This window comes from Paenibacillus plantiphilus (genome assembly GCF_927798095.1).
GTDB classification, from domain to species: domain Bacteria; phylum Bacillota; class Bacilli; order Paenibacillales; family Paenibacillaceae; genus Paenibacillus_Z; species Paenibacillus_Z plantiphilus.
The window spans coordinates 7,052-26,371 of record NZ_CAKMMF010000006.1; the positions used below are offsets into that span (position 1 = coordinate 7,052).

General features: G+C 49.9%; 19 protein-coding genes. 6 read left to right on the top strand and 13 right to left on the bottom strand.

Translation table 11 applies throughout. From position 1 onward, the window contains the following. The 3 genes from L6H65_RS06610 to moaA all read right to left on the bottom strand — a co-directional run. A partial coding sequence (locus tag L6H65_RS06610) for a bifunctional metallophosphatase/5'-nucleotidase (RefSeq protein ID WP_236339716.1) occupies window positions 1-847 on the bottom strand: 847 nt, incomplete at its 3' end. Window positions 848-871: 24 nt separating this feature from the next. Beyond that, window positions 872-1,342, bottom strand: coding sequence for a hypothetical protein (locus tag L6H65_RS06615; protein ID WP_236339717.1), 471 nt, complete (start codon window positions 1,340-1,342; stop codon window positions 872-874). A gap of 31 nt (window positions 1,343-1,373) precedes the next feature. Then, window positions 1,374-2,375, bottom strand: a complete 1,002-nt coding sequence (gene moaA / locus L6H65_RS06620; RefSeq protein ID WP_236339718.1) for a GTP 3',8-cyclase MoaA — start codon at window positions 2,373-2,375, stop codon at window positions 1,374-1,376. 103 nt (window positions 2,376-2,478) lie between these two features. Here moaA and L6H65_RS06625 point away from each other — a divergent pair, with 103 nt between their 5' ends. The 3 genes from L6H65_RS06625 to L6H65_RS06635 all read left to right on the top strand — a co-directional run bounded on the left by L6H65_RS06625 (window position 2,479) and on the right by L6H65_RS06635 (window position 5,562). Beyond that, on the top strand, window positions 2,479-3,219 hold the full coding sequence (locus L6H65_RS06625; RefSeq protein ID WP_236339719.1) for a molybdenum cofactor biosynthesis protein: 741 nt from the start codon (window positions 2,479-2,481) through the stop codon (window positions 3,217-3,219). A gap of 14 nt (window positions 3,220-3,233) precedes the next feature. Next, on the top strand, window positions 3,234-4,277 hold the full coding sequence (locus L6H65_RS06630; protein ID WP_236339720.1) for a ThiF family adenylyltransferase: 1,044 nt from the start codon (window positions 3,234-3,236) through the stop codon (window positions 4,275-4,277). Between the two features lie 235 nt (window positions 4,278-4,512). Beyond that, window positions 4,513-5,562: an HD-GYP domain-containing protein gene (locus L6H65_RS06635; RefSeq protein WP_307728308.1), complete on the top strand. Its 1,050-nt coding sequence runs from the start codon at window positions 4,513-4,515 to the stop codon at window positions 5,560-5,562. Window positions 5,563-5,747: 185 nt separating this feature from the next. Here L6H65_RS06635 and map read toward each other — a convergent pair whose 3' ends face one another. The 8 genes from map to L6H65_RS06675 all read right to left on the bottom strand — a co-directional run bounded on the left by map (window position 5,748) and on the right by L6H65_RS06675 (window position 13,229). Then, on the bottom strand, window positions 5,748-6,494 hold the full coding sequence (gene map, locus L6H65_RS06640; protein WP_236339722.1) for a type I methionyl aminopeptidase: 747 nt from the start codon (window positions 6,492-6,494) through the stop codon (window positions 5,748-5,750). 115 nt (window positions 6,495-6,609) lie between these two features. Next, complete coding sequence (locus L6H65_RS06645; protein ID WP_236339723.1) at window positions 6,610-6,804, bottom strand: hypothetical protein; 195 nt, start codon at window positions 6,802-6,804, stop codon at window positions 6,610-6,612. Window positions 6,805-7,275: 471 nt separating this feature from the next. Further along, complete coding sequence (gene sufB, locus L6H65_RS06650) at window positions 7,276-8,673, bottom strand: Fe-S cluster assembly protein SufB (RefSeq protein ID WP_236339724.1); 1,398 nt, start codon at window positions 8,671-8,673, stop codon at window positions 7,276-7,278. Window positions 8,674-8,732: 59 nt separating this feature from the next. After that, entirely contained in the window at window positions 8,733-9,170 is a 438-nt protein-coding gene (sufU, locus tag L6H65_RS06655) for a Fe-S cluster assembly sulfur transfer protein SufU (RefSeq protein ID WP_236339725.1), read from the bottom strand. After that, window positions 9,157-10,383, bottom strand: coding sequence for a cysteine desulfurase (locus L6H65_RS06660; protein WP_236339726.1), 1,227 nt, complete (start codon window positions 10,381-10,383; stop codon window positions 9,157-9,159). Before L6H65_RS06660 ends, sufU begins: the two co-directional genes overlap by 14 nt. Next, window positions 10,380-11,687 (bottom strand): Fe-S cluster assembly protein SufD, encoded by a 1,308-nt coding sequence (sufD, locus tag L6H65_RS06665; RefSeq protein WP_236339727.1) that lies wholly within the window; start codon window positions 11,685-11,687, stop codon window positions 10,380-10,382. The genes L6H65_RS06660 and sufD overlap by 4 nt, the downstream gene beginning before the upstream one ends. Before the next feature lie 20 nt (window positions 11,688-11,707). Then, window positions 11,708-12,487, bottom strand: coding sequence for a Fe-S cluster assembly ATPase SufC (sufC, locus tag L6H65_RS06670; protein WP_236339728.1), 780 nt, complete (start codon window positions 12,485-12,487; stop codon window positions 11,708-11,710). Window positions 12,488-12,644: 157 nt separating this feature from the next. After that, a complete protein-coding gene (locus L6H65_RS06675; RefSeq protein WP_236339729.1) occupies window positions 12,645-13,229 on the bottom strand; it encodes a DUF1802 family protein in 585 nt (194 codons plus the stop codon). A 214-nt stretch (window positions 13,230-13,443) separates the two neighbouring features. Here L6H65_RS06675 and mtnK point away from each other — a divergent pair, with 214 nt between their 5' ends. Further along, entirely contained in the window at window positions 13,444-14,664 is a 1,221-nt protein-coding gene (gene mtnK, locus L6H65_RS06680; protein WP_236339730.1) for an S-methyl-5-thioribose kinase, read from the top strand. Window positions 14,665-14,681: 17 nt separating this feature from the next. After that, window positions 14,682-15,740: an S-methyl-5-thioribose-1-phosphate isomerase gene (gene mtnA, locus L6H65_RS06685; protein ID WP_236339731.1), complete on the top strand. Its 1,059-nt coding sequence runs from the start codon at window positions 14,682-14,684 to the stop codon at window positions 15,738-15,740. A gap of 80 nt (window positions 15,741-15,820) precedes the next feature. Here mtnA and L6H65_RS06690 read toward each other — a convergent pair whose 3' ends face one another. After that, window positions 15,821-16,126 (bottom strand): YunC family protein, encoded by a 306-nt coding sequence (locus tag L6H65_RS06690; protein ID WP_236339732.1) that lies wholly within the window; start codon window positions 16,124-16,126, stop codon window positions 15,821-15,823. Between the two features lie 251 nt (window positions 16,127-16,377). Between L6H65_RS06690 and L6H65_RS06695 the strand changes: the two genes are divergently transcribed. Next, window positions 16,378-16,908: a hypothetical protein gene (locus L6H65_RS06695; RefSeq protein ID WP_236339733.1), complete on the top strand. Its 531-nt coding sequence runs from the start codon at window positions 16,378-16,380 to the stop codon at window positions 16,906-16,908. Between the two features lie 510 nt (window positions 16,909-17,418). On the opposite strand, the gene L6H65_RS06700 is transcribed toward L6H65_RS06695, so the two are convergent. Next, window positions 17,419-19,317, bottom strand: a complete 1,899-nt coding sequence (locus tag L6H65_RS06700) for a putative bifunctional diguanylate cyclase/phosphodiesterase (protein WP_236339734.1) — start codon at window positions 19,315-19,317, stop codon at window positions 17,419-17,421. Window positions 19,318-19,320 lie beyond the last annotated feature (3 nt).

The following is a 19,320-nucleotide window of genomic DNA, read 5'->3' on the forward strand; positions in this document are numbered from 1 at the left end:
CCACCCGGCTGAGGCGGCGCTGCGCCGCCTCCTTGAAGCCGCTGATAATCGCGGCGGCTTCGGGCTGCTCCTCATAGGCGGCCATAGGCACGCATGAGACAGCGAACAACGGGCGCGCGGCGCTCTCATCCATGCGGATCTCCACGCGCCCGATATAGTCCCCGAACTTCCCTGCTGCGCAAATATGCGTTGTGCCAATAACCTCGGGCTCCATCAGCAGATGATGGGTATGCCCGCCAAGAATAAGATCAATGCCGTCAATCTCTCCCGCCATTCTCCGGTCCAGCACAATACCAAGATGCGACATGACAACAATCACGTCCGCAAGCGGCCGAAGGAGCTTTACTTGCTCCGCTACGGTCGCAAGAGGGTCGCGCACGTCCCAGCCGAGCAGCCTGTAGAATTCTGCAAAGGCAGCGGTCACGCCGATTAGAGCGATGCGAAGTCGTCCTTTGCGAATAACCTGATGAGCCAGCAGCCAAGGGGGCAATTCTCCCTCGTCTGCTTGAAGCATATTGGCGCACACCGTTGCGAAGGAGGCGCGCTTGTAAGCCTCACACAGCTGCTGCGGTGTAAAGGTCAGTCCTTCGTTATTGCCGATCGTGACAACCTCGTAACCGGCAGCGTTAAGCAGCTCGACATTAACGAGGCCGTCACTGCCTTCCGTCTCGATCCGCATCCGGTCCATATGATCGCCTATATCCACAGTCAGTACATGATCGCCGCCGTACGTGCGCCGCGTTTCTGCAATATAGGTTGCCATTCTTGCCGCCTGCTCCAGGCGGCTATGAATATCGTTGCTGTGAAGCAATACGACTTCAGGAGCCCCCATAGACTTTTCTATCATCTTAGCCTCCACGGTTATGAGGGATTAACGCTTTAAGCGCATTTCTTGCGGAGAGAAAGTATTCTTGAATCCATACGAAGCTTCGCCGCGGTTCTCTTCCTTATTAACAAAGCGACAGGCGATCACACGCTTCACATTCAAGCAGTCGCTCGACCCATTGGGCACATACAAACGAATGGGGCCGTTCTTTGCAAGCGGCGCATCGTCTACCCGGTATTGGACTGCGCTATCCCCAAGCTGCTCCCACGGAATAACAGCCTCGAACGTATCCGCAGCCTCCACCTGAAGATGGCTCGGCAGCGGAACCTCGTCGCCGATTCCATTCCTGTTGCGCCAAGCCGAATACCAGGCAAGGAGATCAAATGCCTCTCCTGCCCCATCCTGTATGACCTCAGAGAGAGGAAACAGACGGCCAGCAATTGCGGCCATCTCCTCTGGTGTTGTTTCTATTGGCTCCATCCCATAATGGTGAATCATAATTGCGTTTGGCAACATAGCGGTGACCGCTCCTCCCGATACAAACAAACTATCCGCCGATTTGAGACATCCGTCTGGCGGTCGGCTCGTGGCTCAGCTCCGTATTCGCAAGCTTGGCCGCCATCTCATGATTGAGCGGCTTTATATCCATCGCTCTCATAAACAGCTCCCGCAATGCCGCAGGATCGTTCAGCGAGGACTTGACGTTCAATTCATCCACCCAATAGAGACAAGGCTTCAGCCCGCCATCAGCCGTCAGTCGAAGCCGATTGCATTGCTGGCAGAAATGATCGCTTATCGGGTGAATCAATCCGAATGAGCCGACACCGTCCGTAATCATATAATCCTCAGACGGGCCATTGCCGATTATACCGTCCTTGCGTATAAATTGCAGCTTCTGCTCCTCCGCGATTTCCAGCACGCGCGACAAGGGCAAGTAATGATTTCGCCAATTCTCATCCGCATGGCCGATCGGCATATATTCAATAAAACGAACGTGGAGCGGCTGATCCTTCGCCATTTGCAGAAATGACGCAATCTCGTCCTCGTTCACACCTTTTAATAGTACACAATTAAGCTTGATCGGCGCAAATCCGACACGGGCCGCAGCCTCAATCCCCTCCATAACCCGATTGAGATCGCCCCGTCTCGCAATGAAACGGAAGCGGGTCGGGTCCAGCGTGTCCAAACTGATATTGACCCGATTGACGCCTGCTGCGCGAAGCGCCTCCGCCTGAGCAGCCAGAAGCACGCCATTCGTTGTCAGCGCTATATCTTGAATGCCGTCAATAGCCGCCAAACGCTTGATCAGCATGTCCAAATTCGGACGAACAAGCGGCTCTCCCCCCGTAATGCGGAGCTTCGTAATGCCTAGCGAAGCGGCGACGGAAACAACCTCAACTATATGGTCATAGCTTAGCAAATCGGAAGATGGAGCAAATTCAACGCCTTCTTCAGGCATACAATACAAGCATCTTAGGTTGCAGCGATCCGTGACGGAAATTCGCAAATAATCATGTACACGCCCGAATCGATCCGTTAAAACTGACATGGTTCCTCGCTCCCTTCCCTCTATCCATCTAGCATAACATTTTTACATCGTTTATGGTATTCTATATAGACGATAATCACGAAGATATGAGAGGTTTTCTAACATGACCATACAATGGAATATTGAATTGTTCGCTGGCCTTGCAGAGAGGTTCAATACCGCTTCCATAATTTTGGAAACCGAGCATGACCATATGACCGTTTCCTCCCTCAAAAAAGAGCTGATCGCCGCCTATCCCGCTCACGAGGCGTTAATTAGCGTATCCTTCGTCGCCTGCAATCAAACCTACGCCTCTGACGAGGATAACGTGTCGGCCAGCGATGAGCTTGCCCTGCTGCCGCCCGTGTCCGGCGGCGAGGAAGCCTCAGAAGAGCGCCATACGGCGCCAGCCGCTGGCGCTCGATACATGATCACAGCAGAGCCGCTGTCTGTGGAGGCAGTTACCGCCAATGTTATTGTGGCCGAGCATGGAGCTGCGCTTACCTTTACCGGGACGACGAGGGAATGGACGCATAATCAGCGAACCGTACGGCTGGACTACGAAGCCTATGTCCCGATGGCTCTCAAGACGCTGCAGCAGATCGGCGACGAAATAGCAGAGCGATGGCCTGGCGCGCTTTGTGCGATTGCGCATCGCATCGGTCAGGTTGATATTGCAGAGATCAGCGTCGTCATAGCCGTCTCTGCCCCGCATCGCGATGCTTGCTATGAAGCCAGCCGCTACGCAATTGAACGTCTCAAACAAATCGTTCCTATATGGAAGAAGGAAATATGGGAGGACGGCTCGGAATGGAAGGGCCATCAGCAAGGACCATGGAATCCGGTAGCTCCGCCTGCCCAGTGAAAGGAAGCTGCGACATGAAAGATAAGGACAAAGAACGTTATTCACGGCAGATCCGATTCGCGCCAATCGGCATGACCGGACAAGAGAAGCTTATCGGCAGCAGCGTCGCTATTGTAGGCATGGGAGCGCTTGGCTCCGTCTCCGCGCAGCATCTCGCCCGTGCGGGGGTTGGCAGGCTTCGCCTTATCGATCGTGATGTACTGGAGTGGAGCAACCTCCAGCGACAGGTGCTCTATACCGAAGAGGATGTGCGCCTCACCCTTCCCAAGGCTGCTGCCGCTGCCGCGCATCTGGGCAGCATCAACAGCTCCATTACGATAGAGCCTGTTGTCGCCGAGCTGTCATCATCGAATGCCGAAGCTCTGCTTGGCGATGCCGATCTCATTATTGACGGCTCCGACAATTTTATGGTCCGCTATTTAATTAACGACACCAGCCTAAAGCTGAATATCCCTTGGATATATGGCGGTGTTGTAGGCGCTTCTGGCATGACAATGACGATCCTGCCACATCGTACGCCCTGCTTCCGCTGTCTGTTCCCTGCTTCCATGGAAGCAGGAGCTGCCGATACCTGCGAGACAGCTGGCGTTATTGCTCCAGCTGTCGATCTCGTCGCTTCCATTCAAGCGACTGAAGCGCTGAAGCTGCTGAGCGGCAACATCGATGCCTTGCATCGGACACTGCTGCAGATTGATCTGTGGAATCACCAGTGGACACCCCTAAAGATTGGCCAATCGAAGCGCGCCCATTGTCCGGCATGCGGCGAAGGCTCCACCTATGCCTATCTGGAGCAAGACGAGCAGGAGCTCGTTGCTGCCTCCTTATGCGGACGCCAGACCATTCAGATCTCCCGAGGACAGGCGACACATGTTTCCTTGGATGAGCTTGCTGTCCGGTTGTCTTCGATCGGTGAAGTGCAGCGCAACCCTTTCCTGCTTCGATTTCATCGCGATAACAATACAGTAGTCGTCTTATTTCCCGATGGCAGAGCGCTCATTCAAGGGACAGAGGATCTCATGCTCGCCAAACGCATTTATAATGAAATTTACGGAATATGACTGGCAGATCCCTCTTACCACTCCCTTACAAAATAAGTGTCACAAAGTAAAAAACAATGGCGACATCCCATAACTTCGCCAATCGTATAGGTCTTTTTGCCTATTAAATTAGAATAAATCGTTTTTATTCGGTTTTTCAATATGCCCTTATTGCCAATTTTCACTTTTGTTGCTACCATAAGCTTAATATTAATATAGGAAAAAAGTTACTTTGAGGTGAATTATGAGGGTACATGTGACCGAATTAAGAGATGGCGATCGATTGAGCAAGGATGCATTCAACTCATACGGCCTACACGTCCTTTCCGAAGGAACAGAGCTTTATTCCAGAGAAATTTCAAAATTATATCAGCATCAGATCGATTATATTGATATTGATGACAGAGTAGAAATGACTGCTGCTACAGCCGCTCGAACATTGGAATCCGGCTTAAGTCCCAAATGGCTTCCAACGGTAGAACCGATTTACGATGCAGCGGTCAAGGGCTGCGAGCAATTATTTATTGATGCGCTGCAAAATGGAAGCGTTGTTATGGATGATGTAGTGGAAACCTTTCAGCCGCTCGTAGATAACTTTCGAATGGAACGCGACGTTGTATCCATGCTGCTTCTATTGAATACGAAGGATGATTATACCTACCAGCACTCTGTTCAGGTCGGAATGCTGTCCTATTACTTAGCCACTTGGCTTGGTTATGACGAGAAGCAGGCTATAGTGATAGGTCAAGCCGGCTTCCTGCATGACATTGGCAAATGCCAGATCGAAGATGACATTCTGAACAAGCCGGAGCGATTATCCGAAGAGGAATTCGGACTAATCAAGCAGCACACCATCTTCGGCTATGAAATTATTAAACGCTCCTTTGGCGATTCCATTCAGGCAACTGTTGCCCTTCAGCATCACGAGCGAATCGATGGAACCGGCTATCCGCACAGCATCAATGGCGAGCAGATGCATCCGGTGTCCAAAATTGTAGCCGTGGCCGACGTTTACAGTGCCATGATTTCCTCCCGGGTCTACCAGGAGAAACGCGATTTATTGTTCGTACTCAAGGAGCTGCATCGGATGAGCTTCAATGAGCTTGATCCTTTTACAACCCATACATTCATCAAGCATATGATTCCCAATTTTATTGGCAAGCAGGTCGAGCTGCAGTCTGGCGAATCAGGAATCATCATTATGACACATCCTTCAGAGTTTTTCAGACCGCTTGTCCAGATCAACGATGAGTTCATTGATCTGGCTGTGGATCGCTCGCTCGAAGTCAAACACGTCTACATGTGAGAAAAACTCCGGAACCGGCTCTTACGAGTCCGATTTCGGAGTTTCTTTGTTCTTGCCATATGAACAGTATTGGTCCCGTCCCCGTCCCGATATCCGACAGCCCAGGACGAAAAAATAAAATCATAACTGTCGCTGCTTTATTGAACTTACGTGCTCCGATAGCACGGATTCATTCTGATGATGCTCTAAACTGCGGTCACGATAATTGGCTGATTCTTTGTAATGATAATGGTGTGCTCATGCTGTGCCACAAAGCTATTATCGGGTACACATAAAGTCCATCCGTCAGTTGGATCAACGACATACCCTGCGCCAGTAGATAAAAAGGGCTCAATTGTAATGACCACACCCTCTTTCAATACCCGCTTATCGTGCTTGTTATAAACCGGTAGAATCTCTGTCGGGGCCTCATGCAGGGATTTCCCAACACCGTGGCTGCACAGATTCTTAATGACATTATAGCCGCCTTTTTTAGCCTCGCTTTCAATAATCCTTCCGACTTCATTCAATTTTACTCCATGCTTAAGTGATGAGATTACTTTCATCATCGTATTGTGAGTGTATTGACACAGACGCATTAATGATGGCTTGTATGGATATATCGGAAAAGAATGCCCCGCGTCCGCATAATAGCCTCCCAGTTCTGCCGAAACATCGATATTTACCAAATCGCCCGGTTGAATGATTCGATTTCCGGGTATTCCGTGGGCAACTTCTTGGTTAACACTAATACAAGTGTTGCCGGGGAAATTGTAAATTGACTTAGGTGCAGGCACAGCCCCATGCCTTTTCAAAAACTGTCCTCCAATATCATCTAATTCCTTTGTCGTAATTCCGACACGTGCGTGACTTTTCATTTCATTAATCGTCAATGCAACGATTTTGCCAATTTCCTTCAGACCATCAATATCGTTCTGTGATCCTACTGTCATAAAAGCTCCTCCATATTCCAAAATGATTTATTATAACGCAATATTGAATATTCCATTATTCTGCCCGTTTAGCTTAATGAAGCATCGTCAGTCTAGAACTTTATTCTTTCTGACACTATCCCTTATCCTTTGTTTGAAAATAGCGCAGCCGCCCAACAAAATAACCGCAAAGATAGCCCGCTAACGGCAGCACAGGAATTAGAGTTGCCGCTTTTCTGGACAATCCTTGCCCGACGAAGAAATCATAAAAGACCAGATGCAAGATTACAGTTATCATAACCATCACAATTACTGGGAGTGCCTTTTTCATTATGCTCCCTCCACCATTTCTCGCAGACGACCCGATCACGAAACCGTTATATATCTGCAATTTTAAGCTTGCACGCCCGTACACAGCGCTGCAATACAATCCGTATGCAATCCGCAGCTCTCCACTTCCGGCAGCTGCAAGCGGGTGTCTCCATCTTCTCCACTTTTACGCGCTCGTTCGAACTGTAAGACGATTTTTCACGCTTACACGACGATTCCCACGCATTCCAGCAGCTGTAAGCGGGTTTTGAACGCTTAAAGCCTCCATCTTCGCCACTTTCACACGCTCGCTCGCATTGTAAGACGATTTTTCACGCTTACACGGACAATTCCCACGCATTCCAGCAGCTGTAAGCGGGTTTTGAACGCTTAACGTCTCAGCACCGCACAATCCCTCATATGGCATTCACACTCTCCAATATGTCAAAAATGCGTGTCCGAAAACTCGGACACGCATCATCTGAATTAACTATTAACCGATACTGCCTTCCATTTCGAACTTAATGAGGCGGTTCATCTCAACGGCATATTCCATTGGAAGCTCCTTCGTGAATGGCTCGATGAAGCCCATTACGATCATTTGCGTCGCTTCGGCCTCTGTCAGACCACGGCTCATCAGATAGAAGAGCTGATCCTCGGACACCTTGGATACAGTAGCTTCATGCTCAAGCGTAATATTGTCGTTCATAATTTCATTATACGGAATCGTATCCGAAGTCGATTGATTATCAAGAATGAGTGTATCACATTTGATATTCGCTTTGGAGCCTTCGGAATTACGGCCGAAGGAAGCCAGACCGCGATAGGTTACTTTGCCGCCATGCTTGCTGATCGATTTCGATACGATCGTCGAGGTTGTATCCGGCGCAAGGTGAATCATTTTGGCCCCTGCATCCTGATGCTGTCCTTTGCCTGCAACTGCGATGGACAACACCATGCCTTTGGCGCCGCGGCCCTTCAATACAACCGCTGGGTACTTCATCGTCAGCTTGGAGCCGATATTGCCGTCAACCCACTCCATCGTCGCGTTCTCTTCAGCAACAGCACGCTTCGTCACGAGGTTGTAAATATTCGGCGCCCAGTTCTGAATCGTCGTGTAACGAACGCGAGCGTTCTTCTTACACAGTATCTCAACGACTGCGCTATGCAGCGAGTTCGTGCTGTAGATCGGCGCTGTGCAGCCTTCTACGTAGTGTACGAAGCTGTCCTCGTCAGCGATAATGAGCGTACGCTCAAATTGTCCCATGTTCTCGGAGTTAATGCGGAAATAGGCTTGCAGCGGAATTTCGCACTTCACACCTTTAGGAACATAGATAAAGCTTCCTCCCGACCATACAGCACTGTTCAGTGCAGCGAACTTGTTGTCCGCAGGCGGAATGATCGTGCCGAAATACTCTTTAAAAATTTCAGGATGCTCGCGAAGCGCAGTATCCGTATCCGTGAAGATAACGCCCTGCTTCTCCAGATCCTCCTGCATGCTGTGGTAGACAACCTCGGATTCATACTGCGCCGAGACGCCTGCAAGGAACTTCTGCTCTGCTTCTGGAATACCGAGCTTATCGAAGGTTTCCTTAATCTCCGCAGGCACTTCCTCCCACGTCTTTCCTTGTCCCTCGGACGGTTTCACATAATACTGAATGTCCTCGAAATCCAGATCGTCCATGTTGCCGCCCCAGCGAGGCATCGGCATTTTTCTGAACTGCTCCAACGACTTCAAACGGAAGTTAAGCATCCATTCCGGCTCATTCTTCATTTCGGATATCGTACGAACGATCTCCTCCGTCAAACCTTTGCCGGATTGGAATATCGCCTTATGCTCATCGCGAAAGCCATATTTGTAATCTTCTAAATCGGGCATTTCCTTAGCCATTGTATAAGCCTCCCATCATAATACGCGTCGTGACGCGCTTCAACATTCTATAAGAAAGGTTACTTGTTATTATTGTTGTTGTCGTGCTCAATGCCCTTGCGCAGTGCATTCCAAGCAAGTGTAGCACATTTAATGCGTGCTGGGAATTTGCTTACCCCTGACAACGCCTCAATATCCTCTAACTCCTCGAACTCCACATCTTCTCCCTTGATGAATTCGGAGAACTTATCAGCAAGTGCGAGTGCCTCATCGTAAGATTTGCCCTTCACTGCTTCAGTCATCATGGAAGCCGACGACAGGCTGATGGAACAGCCTTCACCTGAGAACTTCGCTTGCTTCACGATTCCGTCCTCCAACTGCATTTGCAGTTGAATGCGGTCTCCGCAAGTCGGATTGTTCAGGTTGACGGTTACCGCCTCTTCATCAAGCGTTCCTTGATTGCGCGGGTTCTTATAATGATCCATTATAACTCTGCGGTACAAATCATCCAATTGCATGACCGAAGAACTCCCCTGTCTGCTTGAGGGCGTCAACAAGACGATCAACGTCCTCTTCGGTATTGTAGAGATAGAAGCTGGCGCGTGCCGTGGAGCTTACATTCAACCAGCGCATCAGCGGCTGGCAGCAATGATGTCCGGCACGAACAGCAACTCCCTTCGTATCCAGAACCGTTGCCACATCATGCGGATGAACATCACCGAGATTGAAGGTTACGAGCCCTGAACGATTCTGTACAGGTCCATAGATCGTAATATCATCCAGCGTGAGCAATCGGTCATAAGCATAGGCTGACAGCTTGTGCTCATGCTCCTCGATGACATCCAGACCGATCTCCGTCAGAAAATCTATCGCTGCGCCAAGACCTACAGCACCTGCAATAATCGGCGTTCCGCCTTCGAACTTCCAGGGAAGCTCCTTCCATGTCGCATCGGTCAGATCAACATGATCAATCATTTCCCCGCCGAATTCAATAGGCTCCATGGACTCCAGCAGCGCTTTCTTGCCATACAGAACGCCAATTCCTGTCGGAGCGCACATTTTATGACCTGAGAACGCATAGAAATCACAATCAAGATCCTGCACATCAACCTTCATATGCGGAGCGCTCTGCGCACCGTCCACTACCATGACAGCACCGTGGCGATGAGCGATTGCCGTAATCTCCTTAATCGGATTGATAGTACCCAGAACATTGGAGACATGCGTGACAGATACGATCTTTGTACGATTCGTAATCGTCTTCTCAACATCCTCAATCGTAATTGTGCCATCTGGCTGCATCGGGATGTATTTCAGTGTCGCGCCGGTCGCCTTGACGACCTGCTGCCACGGTATTAGATTAGCGTGATGCTCCATCGGCGTAATGACGATCTCATCACCCTCGCCGCATACTGCTCGCGCATAGCTGCTTGCTACAAGATTAAGCGAGGCTGTAGTCCCTCGTGTGAAAATGATCTCTTGCGTGCTAGCCGCATGAATAAACTTGGCTACCTTCTCCCGAGCGCCCTCGTATGCGTCAGTGGCGCGGGAACCGAGCGTGTGTACGCCGCGGTGTACATTGGCATTGTCCCACTCATAATATCGTTTCACCGCATCAATGACGGAGCGCGGCTTCTGGGAAGTCGCCGCGCTGTCCAAATAAATGAGCGGATGCCCATTAATATCTTGATGCAGTATCGGGAATTGCTCCCTGATTAACTGCATGTTCATCCTTCCAGCTTCCTTTCAAGCAGACGCTGAAGTTGTTGCTGCACAGCCTCAATCGGAATTTCCGATACGACTGGTGCCAAGAACCCGTGAATAATCAATCGCTCCGCGTCCTGCTTAGAGATACCCCGAGACATCAGGTAGTAAACCTGATCAGGATTCACTTGTCCAACGCTAGCCGCATGACCGGCTTTCACATCGTCTTCATCTATAAGGAGAATCGGGTTGGCGTCTCCGCGCGACTTCGGACTGAGCATAAGCACTTTCTCCACCTGCACGCCGTTCGCTTTGGTTGCGCCCTTCTCGATTTTGGTAATGCCGTTAATGATCGCTGTTGCTGAATCCTTCATTACTGCACGGGTTACCATGTTGCTCTCAGAGCTGCGTCCGAAATGCACCGCGCCAGTCGTCAAGCTCATTTGCTGAGCGTTCCTGCCGATGCTGATCGCCTTGGCATCGGAATTCGACCCGTTGCCTTTGAGATAGGATTGCGTGTCGGACAGCACATGACCATCCGTCAGATCGCCGACAATCCACTCCATTCGACCATCATTCTCAATGATGGCACGGCGAATTGAAAGGTCGATAATGTTGTCAGCCATATGATGTACAGTTGCATAACGAACTGTTGCGCCCGGCTTCACAATAACTTCAACAATAGACTGCTTCGCTAGAGGCTGTCCTGTCTCTCCATAAGCAGTAACAACATTATCCACATACGTTACTCGGCTATTGTTGTCAGCGACAACAAGCACACGAGGCGCGAAGGTTGCCGATGCATCATCACTGTAGAACAGGGCTTGAAGCGGCAGCTCCACCTCCACGTTCCGAGGAACGTATAGGAATACTCCTCCGTTCCAGATCGCGGAATGAATCGCAGTGAGCTTGTTCTCATCCTGCGCAACGGCCTGGAACAGATACTTCTGAACCAGATCAGCATGCTCGCGGGCAGCCGTCTCCAGATCAGTGAAGATCACGCCCTTCGCCTGCAGCTCAGGCGACAATTGCTTGAACACCGCTGCAGAGTTGCGCTGTACTACAAATCCTGCAGGCGCATCGCCTGACAGTTCACGAAGCGCTTCCGGCAGTTCAGCAATCGATTGAATCTCCTGCTGAGGCTTGCTGCTGCCCAGTGCCGTCAAATTCCAGCGGTCAATACGTACTTTCTCCGGTTTGGGCCATTCCAGCGTCTCAGCCAGATCTGCGCCTTTAGCTCTCAGTGCGGCCAACCAGGTCGGCTCGCCCTTGGTCAGGGATAGAGCCTCGGTCGTCTGGCGGTTCACCGGAGTCGATAATTGTGTCGTCATATTCGATACTCCTCCTCCGCTCAAGCCTGGCCGACCGTCTCGTCTACGATGCCCAGTTCTTCTTTAACCCAATCATACCCTTCGCTCTCCAGACGCTCAGCCAGCTCAGGACCGCCGGATTTCACGATGCGTCCTTGCATCATAACATGCACGAAGTCTGGCTTAACGTAATCAAGCAGCCGTTGATAGTGAGTAATAATCAGGAAGCCGCGGTCCTCGGAACGCATGCTGTTCACACCGTTAGCAACGATTTTGAGTGCATCGATATCAAGACCGGAGTCAATCTCGTCAAGTACGACAACCTTAGGATCGATCATCATCATTTGAAGAATTTCGTTCCGCTTCTTCTCGCCGCCGGAGAAGCCTTCATTCAAATAGCGGTGAGCAAATTCAGGGTTCATCTCAAGCTCTTTCATCTTGCTCTCCATTTGGCGAATGAACTTGATCAGCGAGATTTCGCTGCCTTCTTCGCGGCGAGCGTTGATCGCGCTGCGCAGAAAGTCGGAATTCGTAACGCCTGTAATTTCACTCGGATACTGCATAGCAAGGAACAGGCCCGCGCGCGCGCGCTCATCGACAGCCATATCCAGCACATCTTCGCCGTCCAGCGTCACTTCGCCAGCTGTTACTTCATATTTAGGATGCCCCATGAGCGCAGATGCTAGCGTACTTTTACCTGTACCGTTAGGTCCCATGATGGCATGGATTTCCCCGCCCTTAATTTCAAGGTTGATGCCCTTCAGAATTTCTTTGCCTTCTATCGTAGCCTTCAGGCCGTCGATCTTAAACTGTGTTGCCATTGTGAACATATCCCTCCAATAGTGAGATGCCTGTAAGCGGCGTACTCTCATTTATATTTATTCTAAAATGATTCTCATTGATTCTCAATAATCATTTTATTATAAGTCCTTTTATAAATCAACAATGCAAGAGGCATTTGACCGCCCTACAGCCCTCTTAAAGGCCAATTTTCTCTTTAATTAGCAGGATTTGCTCGTTAAACGCCATGTCTTCAAGTACTGGCTTGGATGGCGCTTCCTGCGGGACGCCCTCAAGCGTCACCCATGACTTGCAGCCCATATAGGCATCGCGCATCGGAATATTCACTGGCTCATCCAGCAGAAAGACGCGCAGCAGCAGCAGATGAAGAGGTTTCGTCCGTTTCCATTTCAGTCGTTCCTCGGCAAAGCTGTCTGTCCAGATATGGTAATCACGAAGGCTGTCGAGCGTCTCCTGATCACGAATCTCAATATCCTCAGCCACCTCTGCATATGCGCTTATGCGGACCGTATCGGAATGCTGCCTCCATTGCGCAATCGTCTCTTCAACGCCGCTCCGATAAGCCTCCTTCAGAAGCTCCGGCTTCTGATGCTCGAAAGCAGGCAGCAGATAGAAGCTCGGGCTCAGAAGCTGGAAGTCGCGAGTTTCCTCAGCAATGCCGCCTTTGCGCAGCACCATGATCTGCTTTCCCTCAGACAGCGCTTTAACAGCTACCGCCCACTCCTTGAGCGCCACTGGCAGTGAATAATTAGAATCCTCCATAGGCTCAGCCTCCTTAATAATCTCTATCTTGAAGACTCTTCCGCCTTGGGGATAACCCTGGTTAGAAGAAGTCTGCAGGTTCTCTCTGCAATCACTCCCTCTATTATAACAAATGTAGGTATTCCAACGCGAAAAAATATTCGCTATACTTATTTGTGGTTCGACTATGCGAATAAAGGGCCTTCTTAATATAAAACTCGGAGGTGGACAAGTTATGTCTGCTTATCATCCATTAAACGAAACAGAAGCAATTGAAATCGCCCGCACTATGAAGAATGTCTTCCCGGCGGGTGCAGAGCTTAACTGCCGTGAAATCGGCGATGGCAACTTGAATCTTGTTTTTCATATTTCGGATTCTGTCAGCGGCAGCAGCATCATTATGAAGCAAGCCCTGCCTTATGCGAAAGTAGTCGGCGAATCATGGCCGCTTACCCTTGATCGCGCGCGTATTGAAAGCGAAGCGCTCATTCAGGAGGGCAAGCTTGCCCCAGGGTTAGTTCCAAACGTTTACAGCTACGATCCGAGCCTTGCACTGACGATTATGGAGGATCTGAGCGACCATGTCATCATGCGCCGCGGGCTTATAGAGGGCGGCCGTTATCCACTGTTTGCCGGGCATATCTCCACCTTCCTTGCACAATCACTATTCTTCACCTCTGATCTGGGCATGAACCAGCAGGACAAAAAAATTCGCCTGCGTGATTTCATTAATCCTGAGCTCTGCAAAATAACGGAGGATCTCATCTTCGATCATCCCTACACCGATGCAGATACGAACAGCTTCGACGAAGCGATTCGCGACGAGGCGGAAGCACTATGGAGCGATGGCGCTCTCCAGCTAGAAGTAGCGCTGCTGCGCGAGAAGTTTTTGACACATGCGCAAGCATTGCTTCATGGCGATCTGCACACAGGGAGCATCTTCATTACTCCGGAATCAACCAAAGTCATCGACCCCGAGTTCGCATACTTTGGACCAATGGGCTTTGATATTGGCGCGATCATTGCCAATCTGCTGACCAGTTTCGCCAGCCGCATCCATTGGGATGCCGATGAACCGGCGAGAGAAGCGTTTAGAGCGTATCTGCTGTCAACGATAGCGGAAATATGGACGCAATTCGAAGCCAAATTCCGTGCTCTATGGGACCAGCATGGCGTTGACAGACTTGCTTCTGCTGCGCCTGGATACAAGGATGATTATTTGCGCCGCCTGCTGCAGGATACGATAGGTTATACAGGCTGCAAGATGATTCGCCGCATTGTTGGACTGGCGCATGTAGCAGAGATAGACAGCATTCCGGATACTGCGGCTCGTGAACGCGCGCAGCGTCTGACTCTCGCAATCGGCAAGTCGCTTATTAAGCTGAACCGAAATGCCCAGTCTATTCATCAACTAATTGACACTGTGAAGACAACGACAGCTTCAGCGAAGAAATAACGAGAGGAATAACTATTATGTCGAATGAACATAAAGGACTACAATCAGTCATTTGGGCTGGCGAGCAGCTAGATCTGCTCGATCAGCGTCTCTTGCCGGAACAGATCGTCTACTTGCCGCTCGTAACGGTCGAAGACGTCTGGGAGGCAATTCGCCATCTCAAGGTCAGAGGCGCTCCGGCAATAGGCATTGCCGCCGCCTATGGCGTTGTGCTGGGAAGCCGCAATGTGGAGAGCGACGTGGAGCAGTGGCTTGAGGCCGTTAATGAATCGGCTGAACGATTGGCTACCTCGCGTCCTACAGCGGTTAATCTGTTCTGGGCGCTTGATCGGATGAAAGCACGCGGTGCGCAATTCGCAGCTGACGGTCTGTCACATTCGGGCTGCAAGCAAGCGCTGCTGAATGAAGCCATCGCGATTCAGAGCGAGGATGAAGAAACCTGCCGCCTGATCGGAGAGCATGCGCTTACCTTGTTCGAGGATGGAATGGGCGTCCTTACCCATTGCAACGCAGGCGGCCTTGCTACAGCCAAATACGGCACGGCATTAGCGCCATTCTATTTGGCTCAGGAACGCGGGATATCCCTTCGCGTATTTGCCGACGAAACGCGGCCTGTGCTTCAAGGCGCACGGCTTACCGCCTTCGAGCTTCAGCAGGCTGGCGTTGATGTAACGCTTATTTGCGATAATATGGCTGGCGCGGTCATGAATAAGGGCTGGGTCAATGCCGTAATCGTCGGAACGGACCGAGTAGCGGCTAACGGGGACGTAGCCAACAAAATCGGCACCTACAGTGTAGCGGTCCTGGCAAAGGCGCATCACATTCCCTTCTATGTCGCTTGTCCGATGTCCACCATCGATCTGAACACCCCTGACGGCGATCAAATTCCGATCGAAGAACGGGATGCCGAGGAAATTACCGAGGGCTTTGGCAAACGAACAGCCCCTAAAGGCGTCAAAGTATATAATCCGGCCTTCGATGTTACGCCGAATGAATATGTAACTGCAATAATTACCGAGAAAGGCGTTATCTATCCGCCTTTCAATGCCAACCTGAAGAAACTGTTTGATTTGTAATGTTAACACAACAAGGGTTTGACGGCATGGGCAGCTTCAACAAGTGCCCATGCCGTCAAACCTTCAATCTGTTTATCGTTCTATAGCATCAGGCGAAGCGCATCTGTGCCTTTCATGCCAATTGTTATGCCAAGCGTTTCAGCTGCTCCAGTAACTGATTCCATCGGCGCCTCCATCAGTTCCTCCAATGTGCGCACCCCTACAGCACGGGCTGCCACGATTCCCCTGTCTTTAAGCCGCTCATTCAATAGAGCCACATCCAGAGCGCCGCACATAATATAGCCTCTATCCGTTGATATTGCAAGCAGTGTCGTCTTAGGCAGCTTGACCTCGACACCCAGTACCGTTATGCCTCCGCACAGCAATATGGGGACCATTCGCATCATCTAGGACCACCTCCTTTTACATGAAGCAAAAGACCGATATCAGGATTTGTATATAGGCTTACATTACCACTGACGCCAGTAAGCAGCTGACGCCAGCAATCGCTTATTCACTATATGCCGAATGGCTGCAACGGTTACTTGCGCCGCACGACACCATTCGCGAAATTCTGCGCTTTTTAGACCAAAAGCACTACATTATTCGCTCCATTAATGGTATGATAAATATATATTTAGTTTGTGACGGAGGCATTATGAGAACAGATAAAGACAGCAATGAACAACCAGCTTTCTTATTCAACGTCGACCTGCTTGTTCATGGCGAATCCAATGCAATTGCATTGGAGCGTTTGCTTCATGCGTTGAATCAATGTCAATTAGCTGACTTCCGAATTATTTCGGGCGTTCAGCTGGGCCAGCTTATTACTGCTTTAGAAGAGACACAAGCAACCGTGAAACCGTCTGCAGACAAGCCTCGCACCGCAAAGAAGGATGAGATTCTCTCGGCTGACAAGCCTTCCGTGCCTGCTGCAGTTGCTAAGGCTAAAGCAGCCGCTGCTCCTGCAATTGAACCCCCTCTTATTACAGATAGCATTAAACTCTGTATTGCTGAGAACCGGTTAATACGACTGACGGTCAACAAAGGCTTCGGGATCAAGCTTAGCATCCCTTGCCGCGTTATTAACTTTGAAGACAAGAATGGAATGCTGACTGTCTATCATGTGGATGAGAAGCAGGTCTATACGTTCACACTTAATGAGATCGATGATCTTCTGCTTAATTAGCAGCAACAAATGAGGCTGTCCCCGAAAGTAGATTTCTACTAAAAGTAGATTTCTACTAATACGGGGACAGCCTTGTCGTTTAAAGCGGATCCTACCGAAGCCCGTTTCACTCGCTCGTTCGCGCTGTAAGCCGATTTTTCCGCTTATACGAAGGATCGCGCACTTTTTTGCTAGCTGTAAGCGGTTTTTGTCTGCTTATCGTCTCTATCGAAGCCCGTTTCATTCGCTCGCTCGCGCTGTAAAACGATTTTTCCTGCTTATACGAAGGATCGCGCACTTTTTGCTAGCTGTAAGCAGGATTTTTCCGCTTACAACAGTCTCCAGCTTCGACGACCCGCACTCCATACATATCATGACAACTGAAAAGATGCCGCCAAAACCACTATAGAAGATAGAAGTGGGGTTGGAAGCATCTTTTTCATCTCATATAGGGGGCTTAGTGAGGGCTCTAAAATCATTAAACGACTCCCTGTTCAGCCACTTTTTCATGCTGCAATGGTTCCATAACCTCTATTGGAGCAAAGCTGAAATCTTGCCTCCCGTTACAGGGGGACTCCAGAGATAGCCCTGCATTTCGTCGCACAGATGCTTCTGCAGAAATTGCATCTGCACTTCATTCTCCACACCTTCCGCAATGACCTGAAGATTGAGATTATGAGCCATTGCAATAATAGCTGCTACAATCGCGGCATCGCCAGGATCCTGCTGAATGTCTCTCACGAAAGAACGGTCGATCTTCAATCGTCCAATCGGAAGTGTCTTCAAATAGTGGAATGAGCTGTATCCCGTTCCGAAATCATCAATGCTAATATTGATGCCAAGCTTCGTCAGTTCAAGCAAGCACCTTGAAGCGTGCTTGACATCCATCGTCATCGTTTCAGTTATTTCCAGATCCAAATATTCTGCCTTCAGTCCGGTGCGATTAAGAATATCTGATACCTTTTCCGTTAAATTCTGTTGAAGGAATTGCCGAATCGACAGGTTTACGGAAACAGGGATATGACGAAGCCCCGCCTCCTGCCAAGCCTTATTCTGGCGGCAAGCCTCCTCCAGCACCCAATCTCCGATCTGCATAATAATGCCGCTCTCTTCGGCCTGAGGAATAAAAAGCCCTGGAGGCACGAGTCCGCGTTCAGGATGCTGCCATCTTATTAGCGCTTCGACTCCAACAATTTCCCCAGTTCCCAAATGATATTGCGGCTGGTAATGAAGTACGAATTCATCCCGCTGAATAGCACGCTTCAATTCATGCTGGAGCGTCAACCGTTCCAGCGAGCTGTTGTCCCACGATTCAGAATAGAGCAGGCAATCATTCTTGCCGCTATCCTTTACCTTGCCGAGCGCCATATCCGCTTTCTTAATCAAAATACCGGCATCATCACTGGGCACATTATTTATCGAAACGCCAATACTGACCGTCACATGCAGCGGAACACCCTGCAGCTCGAAGGGGTCCTCCAGAATACTTAGAATTTTCTTCGTCTTGGACAACACTTCACTCTCAGAGCCCCCGTTGCGATACAACAGCGCGAATTCATCGCCTTCCATTCGAGCGACAACATCATGCTCTGCCAAGCCGCGCGTTAACCGTTCTGCAAGCTGCAGGAGGAGCATGTCTCCGAATTCTCTCCCGAAGGAAGCATTGATAAGCTTGAATCGATCCACATCCACGTAGAGCACTGCGATGATGTTGCCGTTCACTTGAGAGCTCTCCAAACTTTCACTCAAATGCATCATGAACGACCTGCGATTTGGAAGACCCGTCATATCATCGTAATAAGCCATATAGCGAATTCGTTCCAAATTGCGTTTGCGGTCGCTCATGTCATTGCTGATCAGCATTGCGCCAATCATCTCATGATTCTGGTAAAGCGGCGCCGATACGATCTGGATGTCAAAAGAATAACCGGATCGGTGCAGCACCTGCAGCGTTGCATCCTGCTTCTCCCCTTGCAAGGTTTGTTCGAGTTTCTGAAAGATTCCTTGACGGGATTCTGCCTCCACCAACGGAAGAAAGGACTCGCCGATTAACTGAGTGCGCTCATACCCCAGCATTTGGCTTGCAGAATCATTAATGTCGATAATTTGACCAGACCGGTTGAGCACGGTCAGCGCAATCGGATTATATCGAATCAGCGCCTCTACGATAGGAGTATGTATGTCCCTTGAAACAGCACGACTGGAACGAACAATAGAAGGAACAATAAAACCGAGAATAGTAACCAATGCAACCAATATCGTTATCGTAGCATTCCACCAATAGACAGTAGAAGAAAGCCACCAGTGGGAAATTCCCACCCATAATACTGCCGAAAACCCAAGAAAAAAAGCAGCTATCCACAATTTGAGAACGCTTTCATCTTTTTTTTGCTCTTGACCATTCGGAGATATCGCTGCATTTACAGCCACGCG

What these genes read in the sequence shown, in the direction of transcription:
- sufB (WP_236339724.1), bottom strand. Translation starts at nt 8,673, where the DNA reads ATGGCTAAGGAAATGCCCGATTTAGAAGATTACAAATATGGCTTTCGC.
- mtnA (WP_236339731.1), top strand. Translation starts at nt 14,682, where the DNA reads ATGTCGAATGAACATAAAGGACTACAATCAGTCATTTGGGCTGGCGAG.
- moaA (WP_236339718.1), bottom strand. Translation starts at nt 2,375, where the DNA reads ATGTCAGTTTTAACGGATCGATTCGGGCGTGTACATGATTATTTGCGA.
- L6H65_RS06675 (WP_236339729.1), bottom strand. Translation starts at nt 13,229, where the DNA reads ATGGAGGATTCTAATTATTCACTGCCAGTGGCGCTCAAGGAGTGGGCG.
- L6H65_RS06695 (WP_236339733.1), top strand. Translation starts at nt 16,378, where the DNA reads ATGAGAACAGATAAAGACAGCAATGAACAACCAGCTTTCTTATTCAAC.
- sufU (WP_236339725.1), bottom strand. Translation starts at nt 9,170, where the DNA reads ATGCAATTGGATGATTTGTACCGCAGAGTTATAATGGATCATTATAAG.
- L6H65_RS06645 (WP_236339723.1), bottom strand. Translation starts at nt 6,804, where the DNA reads ATGAAAAAGGCACTCCCAGTAATTGTGATGGTTATGATAACTGTAATC.
- mtnK (WP_236339730.1), top strand. Translation starts at nt 13,444, where the DNA reads ATGTCTGCTTATCATCCATTAAACGAAACAGAAGCAATTGAAATCGCC.
- L6H65_RS06690 (WP_236339732.1), bottom strand. Translation starts at nt 16,126, where the DNA reads ATGATGCGAATGGTCCCCATATTGCTGTGCGGAGGCATAACGGTACTG.
- L6H65_RS06625 (WP_236339719.1), top strand. Translation starts at nt 2,479, where the DNA reads ATGACCATACAATGGAATATTGAATTGTTCGCTGGCCTTGCAGAGAGG.
- map (WP_236339722.1), bottom strand. Translation starts at nt 6,494, where the DNA reads ATGACAGTAGGATCACAGAACGATATTGATGGTCTGAAGGAAATTGGC.
- L6H65_RS06660 (WP_236339726.1), bottom strand. Translation starts at nt 10,383, where the DNA reads ATGAACATGCAGTTAATCAGGGAGCAATTCCCGATACTGCATCAAGAT.
- L6H65_RS06615 (WP_236339717.1), bottom strand. Translation starts at nt 1,342, where the DNA reads ATGTTGCCAAACGCAATTATGATTCACCATTATGGGATGGAGCCAATA.
- sufD (WP_236339727.1), bottom strand. Translation starts at nt 11,687, where the DNA reads ATGACGACACAATTATCGACTCCGGTGAACCGCCAGACGACCGAGGCT.
- L6H65_RS06630 (WP_236339720.1), top strand. Translation starts at nt 3,234, where the DNA reads ATGAAAGATAAGGACAAAGAACGTTATTCACGGCAGATCCGATTCGCG.
- sufC (WP_236339728.1), bottom strand. Translation starts at nt 12,487, where the DNA reads ATGGCAACACAGTTTAAGATCGACGGCCTGAAGGCTACGATAGAAGGC.